Source organism: Dokdonella sp. (assembly GCF_044227025.1).
Lineage (GTDB): Bacteria > Pseudomonadota > Gammaproteobacteria > Xanthomonadales > Rhodanobacteraceae > Dokdonella_A.
In genome coordinates this window covers 339,504-354,853 of the sequence record NZ_JBGAFX010000002.1, presented here as the reverse complement: position 1 = coordinate 354,853, position 15,350 = coordinate 339,504, and the positions used below count along the sequence as shown (strand labels likewise).

The following is a 15,350-nucleotide window of genomic DNA, read 5'->3' as shown; positions in this document are numbered from 1 at the left end:
CAGTACTTTGATCTCGCTCGCGGGCCTCGCGTTCGCGTCGGATCGGCAGGACGAACGTAGAATCGGCGCCACCGATCTAGGGGACAAAGCGATGGACGCGGAACGCTGGGGTCGGGCGCGGCGGCTCTTCGATGAACTGGCAGATCAGCCGGAATCCACCTGGGAAGGCCGCCTGTCCGAAGCCTGCGCGGACGACGCCGACGTGCGTGCCGAGGTGCTCGCCATGCTGCGGGCGGACGCCGCAGCGACGGCACCTACGGGTCTGCTCGGCCATGCACCCCACGTTGCTGCCAGCCTGGCCGAGCACATCGCGATTCAAGACGCGCTCGAGTCCGCGCAGGGGCAGCCCGGGTCGTTGATCGGGCCGTTCCGCCTGCTGCGCCAGATCGGTCGTGGCGGCATGGGCGCGGTGTGGCTGGCGGAGCGGGCGGACGGGGCGTTCGTGCAGCACGTGGCAGTCAAGTTGATCCGCAGCGGGTGGGACGCGGATGACGTCATCGCGCGCTTCCGCGCGGAACGCCAGATCCTGGCCGGCCTGCAGCACCCGAACATTGCGCATCTCATCGACGGCGGCGTGACGCCGGACGGCAAGCCATGGCTCGCGCTGGAGTACATCGATGGCGAGGACCTGCGGGCTTGGTGTGATCGCGCACGCCTGGGGATCGAGGCGCGCCTGCGCCTGTTCCTGACCGTCTGCGATGCGGTTGGCCACGCGCACCAGCGCCTCATCGTGCATCGCGACTTGAAGCCCTCGAACATCCTCGTCGGCCGCGATGGCGTAGTCAAACTGCTCGATTTCGGCATCGCCAAGTTCCTGGATGCCTCGGCGACGAATTCCGCGACGCGTGTGTTCACGCCCGAATACGCGGCGCCTGAACAGGTCCGTGGCGAGGCAGTCACTACGTCGGTCGATATCCACGCGCTCGGCTTGCTCCTCTACGAATTGCTGTGCGGGCGGCGGCCCTACCAGCTCGAAAACTCGACGCCCGCGGCGTACGAGCGCGCGGTACTGGACCAGGAGCCGACGCGTCCCAGCCTCGTGGTTGCTCGGGAGGACGGCACTGAAGCAGGCGAAGCGATCGCCGCCAACCGCGATCTCGACCGGTCTCGGCTGCGGCGCGAACTGCGCGGCGACCTCGACGCGATCGTGATGAAGGCATTGCGCAAGGAACCGGCCCAGCGTTACGCCAGCTGCGCCGACCTCGCTGCCGATGTGCGGCGCCACCTGGAACGCCGGCCCGTGCTGGCGCGGCGCGGCAACTGGCGGTATCGCAGCGAGCGCTTCCTGCGCCGGCACGCGTTCGCGGCGAGCTTCGCCATCCTTGCGCTGGCCGCCTTGGTCGGCGGTCTCGGCGCCGCCGTCTGGCAGGCACGCATCGCGCGTTCGGAGCGCGACAGCGCACGCGAAGCACTCGCGTTCATGCGGACCTTGTTCGACAACGCCGACCCAGCCAAACAAAAGGGCGACCGGATTAGCGCGCGCGATCTGCTCGATGCCGGCACCCGCAACATGCGCAATGCCATGCGAGGCCATGACTCCGCCCGCATCGAGCTGATGCTGACCATGGCGTCGGCCTATCTCGGGCTCGGTCAGCTCGAACCCGCCGCCCCGCTGATCGACGAGGCGGAACGCAGCGCGAGCGCGCGCGGCGATGCGGTCCAGCAAGCCACGGCGCAGACCCAGCGTTGCCGCATGCTCGACCTCGGAAATCGTTCGGAGGAATGCCCGGCCCTGCTTGATCGCGCGGAGCGCCTGCTCGACGCGAGCGACCCGGCGCAGGCCGGCTTGATCGCGTACGGCCTCGCGTTGCGCACGTACGGCCTCCAGCTGCGCGACAGGTACGACGAAATCGTCTCTGACATGCGGCGAGGACTCGCCTTGCTGGATGAATCACCCGAACATCGCTACCTGCGCGTGGAACTCTCCTCGCATCTCGCCTTCGCATTCAATCGACTCGGGCGCCCAGCCGAAGCAGAAGCGGTCCTCGTGCCGGTCGTTGCCTCGCTGCGCGGCGACGACGATGCGGAGCGCGTGCTGCTGCTCGACGCGCTCGGCACCTTGTCGAGTGCGCTCGGTGACCAGGGGCGGCACGATGAGGCGATCGCGATGCAGCGCGAGGCGGTGGACGTAGCGGAGAAACTTTACGGCAAGGACAATCCGGTCATCACCGATTCCCTCAATACGCTTGCGCGCACCTTGAACAGCGCGGGCCGCTTGCCCGAGGCGATCGAGGTGATGGAACGCACGGTGATGCTCGATCGCCTCAATGCGGTCAACGGCAAGAACCCTCAGCTCGCGAGCTCCCTCTGCAACCTTGCCGTATTGGAGATCAAGCGGGAGCGCGACGACGAGGCGATGGAGCGACTCGACGAAGCAATCGCCGTCGCGGCGCAGGCCGGTTTCGACGTCGACCTCGCCCGCAGCCTGTATTGGCGTGCGACCTTGAACCTCGTCGCGGGACGCCCAGCGCGCGCGCATGACGACCAGTCACGCATGGCCGCGTTGCTGGCGCCGATGCATGAACCGTCCGAAGGCGTGATACTGCGCGGTCGGGCTCTCGCATTGGCGATCACATTCGTCGAAGGCGGGCCGGCGGCAGCGACCACTTCGGCATGCACGGAGGCGGCAACGATCAGCGAGGCGTTTGGATCGAAACCCGCTGACCCCGATGCGCGCTTTGCCGGCTTCCTGCATGAGCTTTGCGGGCAGCCTGCGTCACCGGATATGGTGACTGCGACGTTGCAGCGCCTCGATGCGAGGCATGCGGCGCCCACCGCGCACCACCTCCGGGTCGCGCGCGCGATCGACGCGTCGTGGTCGCGCCACGTACCGGACCGGCGCTGAGGTCCGGGGAGGAGTCCTAGCGCGCGAGCACCAGCGACAGCTCCGGCCAGTAGGTGATCGCGAGTACCGCGGCAAGCAGGATCAGGAAGAACGGCGCGCTCGCCCGCACGAGGGTCAGCACCGGCTTGTCGAAGCGCATGCTTGCGATGAACAGGTTCATGCCCACCGGCGGCAGGAAGATGCCGAGCTGCAGATTGGCGAGGAAAAGGATGCCGAGGTGCACCGGATCGACGCCGTAGTGCAGCGCGACCGGCAGCACCAGCGGCACCAGGATGATGATCGCCGGGAAGCCCTCGAGCAGCATGCCGAACACAAGCAGGAACGCATTCAGCACGAGCAGGAAGGTGCCGCGGCTGGTGATGTGGTTCTGGATTGCGCCGAACAGCTTCTCCGGCACTTCCGCATCGATGAGCCAATTGGTCAGCGCGAGCGAGAAACCGAGGATGACGAGGATCGCGCCGACCAGCAGCATCGCTTCGCGCGCGATCGCCGGCAGCTTGCGCAACGGGATCTCGCGGCGTATCAGCACGGTCACCACCAGCACGTACAGCGCAGTGGCGGCAGCCGCTTCCGACGCGGCGAGCTTGCCGGAATAGATGCCGCCGAGGATCACGAACGGCAGCGGGATGTCCCATGCCGCGCCGAGCAGCGCGGCTCGCAGTTCCTTCGCGCTGACCTTTTCGCGTACCACGCCGACGCGCTGCGCGTGCCAGACGCTGTAGATGCCGAGCAGCAGCACCATCAGCGCGCACGGCAGCACGCCCGCGCGGAACAGTGCATCGATCGTGACCGGCGGCGTGGTGTGGAATTGCTGTGCGACGACGCCATACAGGATCAGCGGCATCGATGGAACGAGGATGAGGCCGAGGCTGCCGGATGCGGTGAGCAGGCCGAGCGAGAACTTCTCGCCGTACTTCTGCTGCAACAGGGCCGGGTACAGCACGGCGCCGAGCGCGACGATGGTCACGCCGGTCGCGCCGGTGAATGCGGTGAACATTGCGCAGGCGATCACCGCGACGATCGCGAGGCCACCCGGCAGCCACCCGAGCAGCGCATTGGTGACGCGCACCATGCGTTGCGGCGCCTGGCTTTCGGCGAGCACATAGCCGGCGAGCGTGAACAGCGGGATCGCGATCAGCGCCGGCATGTCGGCGAGGCGATAGAACTCGACCGCGACCGCGATGCCGTCCTGCCCCGCACCATGGAAGCCGATCAGTGCGACCGCGGCGATCAGCGCGAACAACGGCGCGCCGAGCGCGGCGAGCAACAGCAGTACCGCGACGACAAGCCAGATCATGGCAACTCCGGCGCCAGTGCAGGTGCGTCGCTGCGCGCTGGCATGAACGCGTGCAGCGCGAGACGCAACGCGAGCAGGCCGAAGCCAACCGGCACGATCGACTCGACCAGCCAGTTCGGGATGCCCGCGGTCGCGGCGCCGGAGGCGACATCGAGCTGTACCAGGCCGATGCCGTACCAGGCCATCGCGGCTGAAACGCCGGCGGCAAACAGCAGGGTGACCACGCGCAGAACGCGACGCGCGCGGCCGTGCACGAAATGGGTGACGAGATCGAGACCGATGTGCTTGTCGTCGCGTGCGGCGGCGAGCGCGCCGAGCATCGCCGCCCACAGCACCATCGCCCGCAGCAGCGGGTCGGCCCAGGACAAGCCGCTGTCGAACAGGTTGCGCAGCAGGATCTGCGCACCGGCAAGCACGACCATCGCGAGCACGAGCAAGGCGATCAGGCCGGTCTCGACCCGTCCGATCCAGCGCACGATGGTCGTTGCCGTCGTCTTCACTTGGCCGCGCCACCACGGGCTTCGGCGAGCGCCGCGGTCAACGCCTTGAGCATCTCCGGCGTGAGCGCGCCCTCGCCCGACAACTGCTTGAACACGTCGTCGCCGACGGCCTGCCAGGTCTTGCTGTCGGCGTCGGTCGGCGCGTCGAACGTGATCCCCTGCTGCTTGAGCACTTCGCGTGCCGCCGTGTTGTCGCTGCGGTTGATCGCTTCGAGCCGGGTAAACCCGGCACCGAATTCCGCTTCCACGACTTTCTGGTCTTGCGCGTCCAGCGCGTCGAATGCCTTCTTGTCGATCACGACTTCACCCACGACGTAGCTGAGCGGCAGGTCGACGATGTGCTTGATCTTGGTATGCCACTGGAACGCGAGCGCACCCGACGTCGTGTTCGCGGCCGAATCGATCAGGCCCGTCTGCAGGCTCGTGTAGACATCCGACAGCGGCAGCGGGATCGGCGTGACGCCGGCCGCCTTGAAGCCGAGTTCGGCGACCTTGTCGCCCTGCGGTACCCACACCTTGGCGGCCTTGAGATCGTCGCGCGACTTGATCGCGCGCGTGCTCATCAGATAGGCGAATCCGCCGCCGCTGACACCGAGCAGTTCGTAACCGTCCTTGGCGAACTGCTGCTTCAGCAATGGATCGAGCTTGGCGCGTACCTTGTCGATCTCTTCCTGGCTGCGAAACATGAATGGCAGGCTGTAGATCTGCGCATCCTTGGTCAGGATCGACGCTTCGCCGCCGGTGAACGCGCCGCCCTGCAACTGGCCGATCTTCATCTTGCGCAGCACGGTCGCGTCGTCGCCCATGACGCCGCCCGGATAGAACTTCATCTCGACGCGACCTTCGGTCTTCGTCTTGATCGCATCGCCGGCAGTACGCATCTCCTTCATCCACGCGGTGCCGTCGGGAGCGACAGTGGCGATCTTGATCGTGGCGGCGCTGGCGGTGCACGCAGCCAGGCCGAGCGCTACCGGGAGAAGCTTGGTCAGGATGTTCATGGGGACTCCGCAATGTAAGGGCTGAGGGTCGAGAGCAGAGGGCCCTCGGCGCCCAGAGCTAGAAAAATTCCTTGCCCGATTCCAGCAGTTTGTGCGCGCGTTGCTGCGCGAGCACGTTGATGAGGGTCAGTCCGGGGGAATGCGGATCGGCCGCGATCACCTCGTTAAGCAGCTTGTCGTGCAGGGGCTGGTCGAACACGAGGCGCGCATAATGCTCGGCATAGAGCACGCGTACCATCTGGTTCTTGCCGCCGGACAGTGCAAGCGCCTTCTCGAAGTCCGCCTTGCCTTGTTCCGGCTTTCCGCCGAGCGAGGCGGGACGCAGTGTCGCGAGCACGCCGAGGTACATGTATGGCTCGCCGTGCGCATGCTCCGGTGCAAGCGCGACTACGCGCTCCAGCAGCGACTGCACTTTCGGGATGTCCGCGATCGCTTTCCAGTCCGCGCTGTTCGCCTGGATGCGGCCGGCCCACGCCGATGCCAGCGTGTAGAGGACCTTGGGATCACCGGCGCCATCGACGCCTGCCTGGAACGACTCGAACGGCGCGTCGATGCGCTCGCACAACGACTTGATGGAAAGGCAGGTCGCGCGTCGCGCATAGTCGAAACTGCGCGCCGACAGGCGTTGCGCCCGCGTCGGGTCGTCGACAAAACCGCCTGCATAGGCGCCGTAGAGGCGCGACCCGGCGAGCAGCGCGCCGGCATTCTCCGGATCGCCGTTGATGACACCATCGACGAGCAGCAGCCATGAAGGAATGCCGTCGCGTGCCAATTCGATGTCGTCCTGTTCCAGCACTCCGGCGGTCAGGCTGTCGGCAAGACGCTGGCTCGCGCGGTTGACGATGCCGGCGCAACCGCAAAGTGCGGCCAGGCAGAGGCATAGGGTGATGGCAAGAGCGGATTTCTTTGGCATCCCGGTATCCCGGCGCGGCAAGCGCGCACGTTCAGTCGAAAAAGGTCGACGCAGCTTCCAGCGTGTTTTCCATCAGCGTCGCGACCGTCATCGGGCCGACGCCACCGGGTACCGGCGTGATCCACGACGCTCGCTGCGCGGCGGGTTCGAATTCGACATCGCCGACCAGGCACCCGTCTTCGAGCCGGTTGATGCCGACATCGATGACGACCGCGCCCGGCTTGATCCAGTCGCCTCGGACGAGTCCCGGCTTGCCGGCGGCGACGACGACGATGTCTGCCTCGCCCACTTCGTGCTCGAGGTCGGCGGTGAACTTGTGGCAACCGGTGGTAGTGCAACCAGCGAGCAGCAATTCGAGGATCAGCGGCCGGCCGACATGGTTGGATACGCCGACGACTACCGCCTTGCGTCCGCGGACCGGACGGTCGGTGTGCGACAGCAGGATCATCACGCCCTTCGGGGTACACGGGCGCAGGCCGCGTTGCCGCAGGGCCAGCCGGCCGACGTTCTCTGCCTGGAAGCCGTCGACGTCCTTGCGCGCGTCGATGCGATCGATCAGCCGGGTCGGATCGATTCCCGCCGGCAACGGCAACTGCAGCAGGATGCCGTGCACGTCCGGGTCCGCGTTCAGGCGGTCGATCAGCGCGACCAGTTCGGGTTCGCCGGTCGTCGCGGGCAGGTCGAAGTCGAAGGAGCGAAACCCCACGTGCTTGCACGCACGACGCTTGTTTCGCACGTAAACCGCCGAAGCGGGGTCGGCGCCTACCAGGATCACCGCGAGTCCGGGCACGCGCTGACCGCCGGCAATGCGCGCGCTGACGCGCGCGGCGACGCTGTCGAGCAGTTCATCGGCGATGCGGCGGCCGTCGAGGAGTCGCGCGGTCATTTTGATCCCGGGAGAATGGGTTCATTATCCCATGCCCGCATCGCGCTGCTCAAACCCGCGTCGCCCACGGACCCCGACATGACCGATCTCGATACCGAACTGGAAGCCGCGGCGTTCCGCCGCCTGCTTGAACACCTGCGCAACCGTACCGACGTACAGAACATCGACTTGATGATCGGCGCCGGCTTCTGCCGCAATTGCCTTGCCGACTGGTATCGGGAAGCTGCCGAGGCGCGCGGAATCGAAATGGGCAAGGACGAGTCACGCGAACGCATCTACGGCGAACCGTTCGCGCAGTGGAAGGCAATGCATCAGCCGGAGGCGACCGCGCAACAGCTCGCGGCGCTCGCGGCGGTGCAGCGCAAGCATTCCTAGGCCGCGCAGGGCGCGCATGTTCTACATCGCGCAAAGCGCCGCAATGTCCTCGTAACCATCGAAGCGTGCGTTCGCGCCGCAGCCGGGGCAATCCGGGTCGCGCGGCAGGCGAAGTTCACGGAACGTGCCGGCCAGCGCGTCGTGGCACAGCAGGCGGCCAACCAGTGGTTCGCCGATGCCGAGGATCAGCTTCAGCACTTCGTTCGCCTGCAGCAGGCCGACGATGCCCGGCATCACGCCAAGTACGCCGGCCTCGCTGCAATTGGGTGCCTCCGCCGCCGACGGCGGTTGCGGGAACAGGCAGCGATAACAGGGCGAATCCGCGCGGCGCGGATCGAACACGCTGATCTGGCCGCTGAAGCGATGCACAGCGCCGTACACGAGCGGCAGGCCGAGGCGCAAGCTCGCGGCGCTCAGCAGGTAGCGCGCAGGAAAATTGTCGGCGCCATCGACGACGACATCGTGGCCGCGCAACAGTGCCTCGACGTTCGCGCCGCACAGGCGCTCGCGCACACTCTCGACGCGCACGCCCGGGTTGAGCGCGTTCAACATCGCGCGGGCCGACTCCACCTTCGGGACGCCGACGCGAGCATCGGTGTGGATGATCTGGCGTTGCAGGTTGGAGCGATCGACGACGTCGTCGTCGATCAGTGTCAGCGTACCGACGCCGGCCGCAGCGAGGTAGAGCGCGATCGGTGCGCCGAGTCCGCCGGCCCCGACCAGCACGACGCGCGCATGGAGAATCTTCCGCTGGCCGGCGACCCCGACTTCGGGCAGCACCAGATGCCGCGCGTAGCGCTCGGCCGCGTCGACGTCGAGCTCGCCCTGCTCCATCGGCAATCCCTCGCGTTGCCAGCGCGCATGGCCGCCGCGCACGGAGCGCGCATGGGCGTAGCCGAGTTCGCGCAGGGTTTTCGCGGCCAGCAGCGAACGTCCGCCGCTCGCGCAGATGGCGAGGATCTCGCGGTCGAGCGCTGGCGCGAGCGAAGCGATGCGGGCCTCGATCGCGGCTCGCGGCAGACCGATCGACCCACGCGCGTAGCCGGCGGCGCGCTCGAGATCTTCGCGCACGTCGAGCAGCAGGGCGCCGCGACGCTGATGCTCCAGCGCCATGCCCGGTTCGATCTCCAGTGAATCGACGGATTCGTGCATTCGATTGAACCCCTCAGCCTCCGACACATAGGCCAGGCAACGGAAGCATGTCCACGATGGTACCGGCTTCGAGTTCGCATGCGCCTTCGGGCAACGCGACGAGCACCTCGGCGTCGGCGACGCCGCGCAGCATGCCCGATCCCTGCTTCTCCACAGGCGTCGCCCAGCAGGTACCGTCGTCGCGCCACTCGACGCGCGCGCGCAGGAATTCCGCGCGCTCGTGCCGCTTGACGTGGCGCGCGGCGAGCCGTCCCTTCCATGGCGGAGCATCGGCCGCGCGCGCACCCTGGAGCGCGAGCAATGCCGGTCGCACCAGCAGCTGGAACGTCGCAAGCGTCGACACCGGGTTGCCTGGCAGCGCGAACACGAGCGCGTCGCCGATCCCGCCGCACAGGAACGGCATGCCCGGTTTCATGCGCACCTTCCAGAAATGGACGCGACCGAGCTCGGCGACGAGCTGCGGCATGTAGTCGGCCTCGCCGGCCGATACGCCGCCACTGCTGATGACGAGATCACAGCGCGACGCGGCATCGAGCAGCGCAGCGCGCAGCGTTGCCGGATCGTCGCGCAGGTGTTGCACGGGTTCCGGCTCGATGCCGAGTGCGCGCAGCATGCCGCCGAGGCTGTAGCGGTTGCTGTCGTGGATCTGGCCATAGCCGAGCGCCTGCTCCGGCGGCACGAGCTCGTCGCCCGTCACGAACAGGGCGACTCGCGGTCGTCGCGCGACGCGCGCAAACGCGTGACCGCAGGCCGCGAGCACGCCGAGGCGCGCGGGCGTCAGGGCGTCGCCGGCGCTCAGCGCGCACTCGCCGGCACGGATGTCCTCGCCGGCCGGACGCACGTTCGCACCGGCCTGCTCGCCTGCGGTGACGACGACGAAATCGCCGTCGACGCGTACGTTCTCCTTGATCACGACGGTATCGGCATCGCGCGGCAGCGGCGCACCCGTGGTGATGCGCACGCACTCGCCGGGGCCGAAGCGGACATCCGCGATGGCGCCTGCGAGCATCTGCGCGGCGACGCGAAAACGGCGCTCGCCGGCGGCCGGAAGCTCCGTTCCGCGCAGCGCGTAGCCATCCATCGCGGAGTTCGCGAACGGCGGCTGGTCGTGCGGAGCGAAGAGGTCGGTGGCAAGGATCCGCCCGAGCGCGTGTTCGAGCGCGACGTCGTCAGTGGCGCGCCGTCGCCCGGCGCACAATGCGAGCACGTGCGCCCGCGCCTGCGCGACGGACAGCCGGGTCGGGAACTCAGCCTGCGGTGCGGGACGTTGCGACATGTTTGGCGAAATCGTCCGGCGTGTTGAGGTTGTGGAATTGCTGCCGGCGGTCGCTGAAATCAAGTTCGCGCGCGCCGATCGCATCCTGCCACGCCCATACCCCCTGCCCCATGCTGGCGCCCTGCTCGGCGGAATCGGCGAGCTCGCGCCGGTACAACGCGAACAGCGGCTGCCGCGTCGCGCCGTCGTGCGCGACGACGGCTGCTGCGGTGCCCGCGAGCGCCGCCTGGAGCAGGCGCGCGGCGAGATCGGCGGGCGGCTGCGGACAATCGACCGGCACCGTCAGCAGCCACGGCGTCCCACAGGCGGCACACGCGACGGCGATGCCGGCGAGCGGCCCGTGCCGCTTGCCTGTCGCATCGGAGATCGTGCGCGCATGGCGCGCGTACGCGTCGTGGTTGCGATTGGCAACGATGAGCAGCGCATCGACGTCGCGCAACGCGGCGATGACGTGTTCGACCAACGGCTTGCCGCCGAGCGGTTCGAGGCCCTTGTCGCGGCCTCCGAGACGCGTACCGGCGCCGCCGGCGAGGATTGCTGCAGTGATCGGCAGCGTCATGACGATGGCCCGGCGCAGCGCGTTTCCGATCCCGGCGCCTAGCGCTTGCCGCGCTTGGCGTTGCGGATCATGCGCGTGCGCCGGCGCTGCTGGCCTTCGGTCAGTTCGTTGCGCTTGCCGGCGTACGGATTCTCGCCGTCCTTGAACACGATCTGGATCGGTGTGCCTTCGAGGCGGTAGCGCTTGCGGAAGAAGTTCTCGAGGTAACGCCGATAGCCATCGGCGATCTGCTTCGTGCGCGAGCCGTGGATGATGATCGTTGGCGGATTGCTGCCGCCGGGGTGCGCGTACTTGAGTTTCGGCGTGTGCCCGCGCACCAGCGGCGGCTGGTACGCCTGGTAGGCCGCCTCGACCGCGCGGGTCAGCTCGGACGATGTGAATACGTGGTTCGCCGAGGCGTATGCGCGGTTGATCGCCTTCATCAATTCCGCGATTCCGCTGCCATGCAGGGCCGATATGTACACCTGCCGGGCCCACGCGGCGAAGTCGAGCTTGCGCGCGAGCGACGTGGTGCATTGCTCGCGCTGGTACTTGTCGAGTCCGTCCCACTTGTTGACCGCGACGACGAGCGCGCGGCCGGATTCGAGCACGTGGCCGATCAGCGTTGCATCCTGTTCCGAGACACCCTCACGCGCATCCAGCATCAACACCGTCACATGCGCCGCTTCGACCGATTGCAGCGACTTGATCACGCTGAACTTCTCCAGCGCATCCTCGACGCGCGCACGCCGGCGGATGCCGGCGGTGTCGATCAGCGTGTAGCGCTTGCCGTCGCGCTCGAGCGCGATGCGGATCGAATCACGCGTCGTGCCCGGCACGTCGGAGGCGATCACGCGCTCCTCGCCGAGCAGGCGATTGACGAGGGTCGACTTGCCAGCGTTCGGGCGACCGACGATCGCGACGCGGATGCCGTCGTCTTCGCTCTCGGCGAGCGGGTCGGTCTCCACGGCGGGCAGCAACGACTGCACCGTGGCGAGCAGAGGAGTGAGACCGCGCGAATGCGCGGCCGAGGTCGGGAACACGTCGGCGATGCCGAGTGCCGAGAACTCGGCCAGCACGGTGTGCTCGTCGAGGCCGTCGACCTTGTTGACGACCAGCAGCATCGGCTTGCCGGCGCGACGCAGGCGATCGAGGATCGCGCGGTCGGTCGGCAGCAGGCCATCCCGTGCGTCGACCGTCAGCAGCACCACGTCCGCCTCGTCGATTGCGAACTCGGCCTGGCGTGCAGTCTGGCTGTCGAGCCCTTCGGCGTTCTCGATGAATCCGCCGGTGTCGACCACTACGAACGGCAGGGTCGCGCTGCGGCACACGCCGTAATGGCGATCGCGCGTGACGCCCGGAAGATCGTGCACGAGCGCGTCCCTGCTGCGTGTCAGCACATTGAACAGGGTCGACTTGCCGACATTCGGGCGCCCGACCAGGGCTACAACGGGAAGCATCGCGCGCTCCAGAGAAACGAACCCCCGCGTCGGTCAATCCGCGCGGGGGCATCAAAACTACCTGCGACGTCGCCGCCGCGCGGGAATCACTGCCGGACGCGATAGGCGCCGATGTGTCCCTTCACATCCTCGACATAGACGAGGTCGCCGCCGACGAGTGGCGCACCTTCGATCGGTTGCTTGCCGAGGCGTTCGCGCGCGGCGAACTTGCCGTCGTCGAGACCGAGCCAATGCACGAACCCTTCGCTGTCACCGACGACGACGTAATTGCCCTGGATAACCGGCGCGCTCAGCCAACGGTACTTGAGCTGGTCCTGCTTCCACAGGTTCACGCCGGTCTCGCGATCGAATGCCCAGACGTTGCCGTCGGCATCGGCCACCACCACCTTGTTTCCACCGACCGCCGCACCGGCATAGCTGGACAGGTCGCGCTGCCAGAGCGGACGACCGCTGTCGAGCGCAAGCGCCATGAACTGGCCGCGATAGCCGCCCGCGAAGATCGCCTGGCCGTCGGAGACGATATTGCCGTCGACGTCGGCGAGGCGCTCGACTTCGCTGCGGCCTTCGCCGCCTGACAAGGTTTGCAGCCACAGTTCGTTGCCGTCGTCGACACGGATGGCGATGACGCGCCCATTGTCGTGTCCGTCGTAGACCACGCCGTTGACGATCAACGGCGCGGAGTTGCCGCGCAGACTCAGCGCAGGCACCGCCTGGTCGAAGATCCACTTGCGGCTACCGTCGGCGGCGCTGAGGCCGACGAGGCGACCGTCATTGGTGCGCACGACTATGGTGCCGCCGGATATCGCCGGTGCAGCGATGACTTCCGAGCTCAGCTGGACATTCCAGCGCTCGCTGCCATCCTGCGTCGAAAGTGCGTAAACCTGGCCATCCAGTCCGCCCACGACGAGCAGATCGCCTTCGACGGCTGGACCACCTGACCAGCGGACCGTGTTGTCGGTGCGCGACCACAACATGCCGTGGCGCTCGCCGATGTGCTTCTGCCAGAGCGTGCGACCGGTGGCCGCGTCCATCGCTTCGAGCGTGCCATCGATCGCCGCGGAATACAGGCGGCCGTCTGCAACGATCGGCGCGAGGCGCGCACCGCTCGCACGGGCGCCCGAACCCACGCCCTCGCTCCATGCCTTCTCGACCTGTGCTGTCGGCACCAGTTCGGTAAGCGGCGTCGGGGGCTCGACGTTGTCCTTCTTGCCGAGACTCTTGATCCAGTTGCAACCGGTCAGCGATACCGCCAGCGCGGCGAGCAGCAATGCGGAATGCTTCATGATGCCGGCTTCTCCGCGCTCGGCGCCGGGGGCACGGCGACGCTGGCGGCCGCAGCCGGGCCACCCAGATCGTCCAGCTTCATCTGCAGCACGCCACGGCCCTGGGCTGCTGCATCGGAAACCTGCGAAAGTGCTTCCTGATAAGCCGTGCGTGCCTCGTCGGTCCGACCGAGCTTGAGCAGCGCGTCGCCGCGCAATTCGCCGGCGAGTGCGGCGTAGTCGCCCTTCGGCAATGCATCAATGAGCTTGAGCGCGGCATCGGCATCGCCCTGCGCCAGCTTCACGCGCGCGCTGCGCAGGTCGAGCAGCGCCTTCAGGCTGTCCAGCCCGGCGTTCTGGCGGGCCCAGTCGAGTGCGGACGCCGCCGTGGCGAGATCGTTCTTGCCGATCGCGATATCGGCCTGCTGCAGGGCAGCCAGCACCGCGTAGGTCGAGGAGGGGAATTCCTTGCGCAGGCTGTCAGCGACCTTCAATGCCTCGTCGGGCTTCTTCGCCTCGACCGCGTCGGTCAGTGCCTGGTATTGCGCAGCCGCCGCAGCGCCTTGACCCGCGCGGTGCACCTTCCATTGCTGCCAACCGAAAATCAGCACCAGGCCGAGGGCGATTCCGGTTGCGATGGCCATCGCGTTCTCGCGCAGCCATTTCTGGACCAGTTCCCCTTGCTCGTGTTCGTCAAGAACGTCGAAAGACATGCATTCACCCGAAAGGACATCAATACGGGAAGCCGACCGCACTGCGGCCGGTCCAAAGGCTTGCAAGGTTAGCAGGAAACCACCCGGCCGCGACCTGCGCGCGGACCGGGCGGCGGCTGGTTCAGCGCCCGCTTACTGTTCGACGCGACTCGGGCGGGCGATGCTGCCGTCGGCGAGAAGCTTGAAATGCGCGACATTGCCGCGTTGGTACGCCGTAAGGTCGAAGGCGGTGCCGTCGACGTCCAGTTCCGCACCCTGCACATTGCCGATGCGGACCGTCACCGCGCTGTCGCTGAGGTAGACGCGTTCGCTGCCTGCCGGAAGCGTGCTGTATTCGAGCTTGCGGCCATCGGCCGCGATGATTTCGACCCAGCTTTGCTGCGCCAGCTTCAGTTTGACCCGATGCTCGCCCTCGCCCGCCGCGGGTGCAGCGGGCACCGGTTCCGGCGCGCTGGCCGGCGCGCTCGGAAACGGTGCCATCGACGCGATGATCGGCGCCTGTTCGGGGGGCGATGGCGGCGCGGCCGTGGCAGGAACGTCACGCGCCTGGGTCTCGACTGCGATCGGCTGTTCCGGCACGTCGAGGTTGGTCGTGGTCGGCGACGACGCGACATGCGCGGGCGGATCCAGCGGGGTCGTGCGGACCAGGTTCTGCTCGAGGCCACCGTGCGTTGCCAGCCAAACCGCCGGCACCACGATGATCGCGGTCAACGCAAGGTAGGTCGCGCTGACCGAATACCTCTCGAACAAGTAGCGGGTTCGCGAGATCGTTCCAGTCGCGACGAGCGGCACGGCGCGCGCATGCGTCTGCGCAACGCGCGTGGCCTGCTCTACCGGCACGCCCACGAGGCGCGCATAGCTCGCAAGATAGCCGCGCAGGAATACGCCGTCACTCATGCCGGTGTAGTCGTCGCATTCCAGGCGCTCGATCAGCTTGACCGGCAACCGGAGGCGCGAGGCGACTTCGGCGCGTGTCCAGCCGTGCAGCTCGCGCGCGGCGGCGAGGTGTTGTCCCAGCTCCACGTCCACGCGCTCACGCAGGTCCAGCGAGCGATCGTCGTCGACGGTCGTTGCCGGGTGATTCAATTGGCTGGCCTCTTCGGCTCTCATCGTTCGGCTTCCTCTGGGCAGGGGC

14 protein-coding genes are annotated in these 15,350 nt (G+C 67.5%); 2 read left to right on the top strand and 12 right to left on the bottom strand.

Going from position 1 to position 15,350, the window contains the following annotated elements; all coding sequences use genetic code 11:
* Window positions 1–91 precede the first annotated feature (91 nt).
* Window positions 92–2,845 (top strand): protein kinase domain-containing protein, encoded by a 2,754-nt coding sequence (locus ACILRJ_RS05870; protein ID WP_395681330.1) that lies wholly within the window; start codon window positions 92–94, stop codon window positions 2,843–2,845.
* Between the two features lie 16 nt (window positions 2,846–2,861).
* Here the strand turns inward: ACILRJ_RS05870 and ACILRJ_RS05865 are convergent, their stop codons facing one another.
* From ACILRJ_RS05865 to folD, 5 genes are read right to left on the bottom strand one after another with little or no spacing between them, the layout of a single operon-like run.
* Window positions 2,862–4,142 (bottom strand): TRAP transporter large permease, encoded by a 1,281-nt coding sequence (locus tag ACILRJ_RS05865; RefSeq protein WP_395681328.1) that lies wholly within the window; start codon window positions 4,140–4,142, stop codon window positions 2,862–2,864.
* The gene (locus ACILRJ_RS05860) at window positions 4,139–4,642 is read right to left on the bottom strand and encodes a TRAP transporter small permease (protein WP_395681326.1); all 504 of its coding nucleotides are present in this window, start codon (window positions 4,640–4,642) and stop codon (window positions 4,139–4,141) included. The genes ACILRJ_RS05865 and ACILRJ_RS05860 overlap by 4 nt, the downstream gene beginning before the upstream one ends.
* Window positions 4,639–5,640 (bottom strand): TRAP transporter substrate-binding protein DctP, encoded by a 1,002-nt coding sequence (dctP, locus tag ACILRJ_RS05855; protein ID WP_395681324.1) that lies wholly within the window; start codon window positions 5,638–5,640, stop codon window positions 4,639–4,641. Before dctP ends, ACILRJ_RS05860 begins: the two co-directional genes overlap by 4 nt.
* Before the next feature lie 58 nt (window positions 5,641–5,698).
* A complete protein-coding gene (locus ACILRJ_RS05850; RefSeq protein ID WP_395681322.1) occupies window positions 5,699–6,553 on the bottom strand; it encodes a TRAP transporter TatT component family protein in 855 nt (284 codons plus the stop codon).
* Between the two features lie 31 nt (window positions 6,554–6,584).
* A complete protein-coding gene (gene folD, locus ACILRJ_RS05845; RefSeq protein ID WP_395681320.1) occupies window positions 6,585–7,439 on the bottom strand; it encodes a bifunctional methylenetetrahydrofolate dehydrogenase/methenyltetrahydrofolate cyclohydrolase FolD in 855 nt (284 codons plus the stop codon).
* Between the two features lie 78 nt (window positions 7,440–7,517).
* Between folD and ACILRJ_RS05840 the strand changes: the two genes are divergently transcribed.
* Window positions 7,518–7,814, top strand: coding sequence for a DUF1244 domain-containing protein (locus ACILRJ_RS05840; protein WP_395681318.1), 297 nt, complete (start codon window positions 7,518–7,520; stop codon window positions 7,812–7,814).
* Between the two features lie 21 nt (window positions 7,815–7,835).
* Here the strand turns inward: ACILRJ_RS05840 and moeB are convergent, their stop codons facing one another.
* From moeB to ACILRJ_RS05805, 7 genes are all read right to left on the bottom strand, one after another.
* Window positions 7,836–8,966, bottom strand: a complete 1,131-nt coding sequence (moeB, locus tag ACILRJ_RS05835; protein WP_395681316.1) for a molybdopterin-synthase adenylyltransferase MoeB — start codon at window positions 8,964–8,966, stop codon at window positions 7,836–7,838.
* Between the two features lie 13 nt (window positions 8,967–8,979).
* Window positions 8,980–10,242 (bottom strand): gephyrin-like molybdotransferase Glp, encoded by a 1,263-nt coding sequence (gene glp, locus ACILRJ_RS05830; protein ID WP_395681314.1) that lies wholly within the window; start codon window positions 10,240–10,242, stop codon window positions 8,980–8,982.
* Window positions 10,214–10,801, bottom strand: coding sequence for a molybdenum cofactor guanylyltransferase MobA (gene mobA / locus ACILRJ_RS05825; RefSeq protein ID WP_395681312.1), 588 nt, complete (start codon window positions 10,799–10,801; stop codon window positions 10,214–10,216). Before mobA ends, glp begins: the two co-directional genes overlap by 29 nt.
* Window positions 10,802–10,839: 38 nt before the next feature.
* The gene (der, locus tag ACILRJ_RS05820) at window positions 10,840–12,240 is read right to left on the bottom strand and encodes a ribosome biogenesis GTPase Der (RefSeq protein WP_395681310.1); all 1,401 of its coding nucleotides are present in this window, start codon (window positions 12,238–12,240) and stop codon (window positions 10,840–10,842) included.
* 86 nt (window positions 12,241–12,326) lie between these two features.
* Window positions 12,327–13,523, bottom strand: a complete 1,197-nt coding sequence (gene bamB, locus ACILRJ_RS05815; RefSeq protein WP_395681308.1) for an outer membrane protein assembly factor BamB — start codon at window positions 13,521–13,523, stop codon at window positions 12,327–12,329.
* Window positions 13,520–14,215 (bottom strand): YfgM family protein, encoded by a 696-nt coding sequence (locus ACILRJ_RS05810; protein WP_395681306.1) that lies wholly within the window; start codon window positions 14,213–14,215, stop codon window positions 13,520–13,522. Before ACILRJ_RS05810 ends, bamB begins: the two co-directional genes overlap by 4 nt.
* Before the next feature lie 132 nt (window positions 14,216–14,347).
* Window positions 14,348–15,325 carry a helix-turn-helix domain-containing protein gene (locus ACILRJ_RS05805; RefSeq protein ID WP_395681304.1) on the bottom strand — a complete coding sequence of 326 codons (978 nt, stop codon included), beginning with the start codon at window positions 15,323–15,325 and terminating at the stop codon, window positions 14,348–14,350.
* Window positions 15,326–15,350 lie beyond the last annotated feature (25 nt).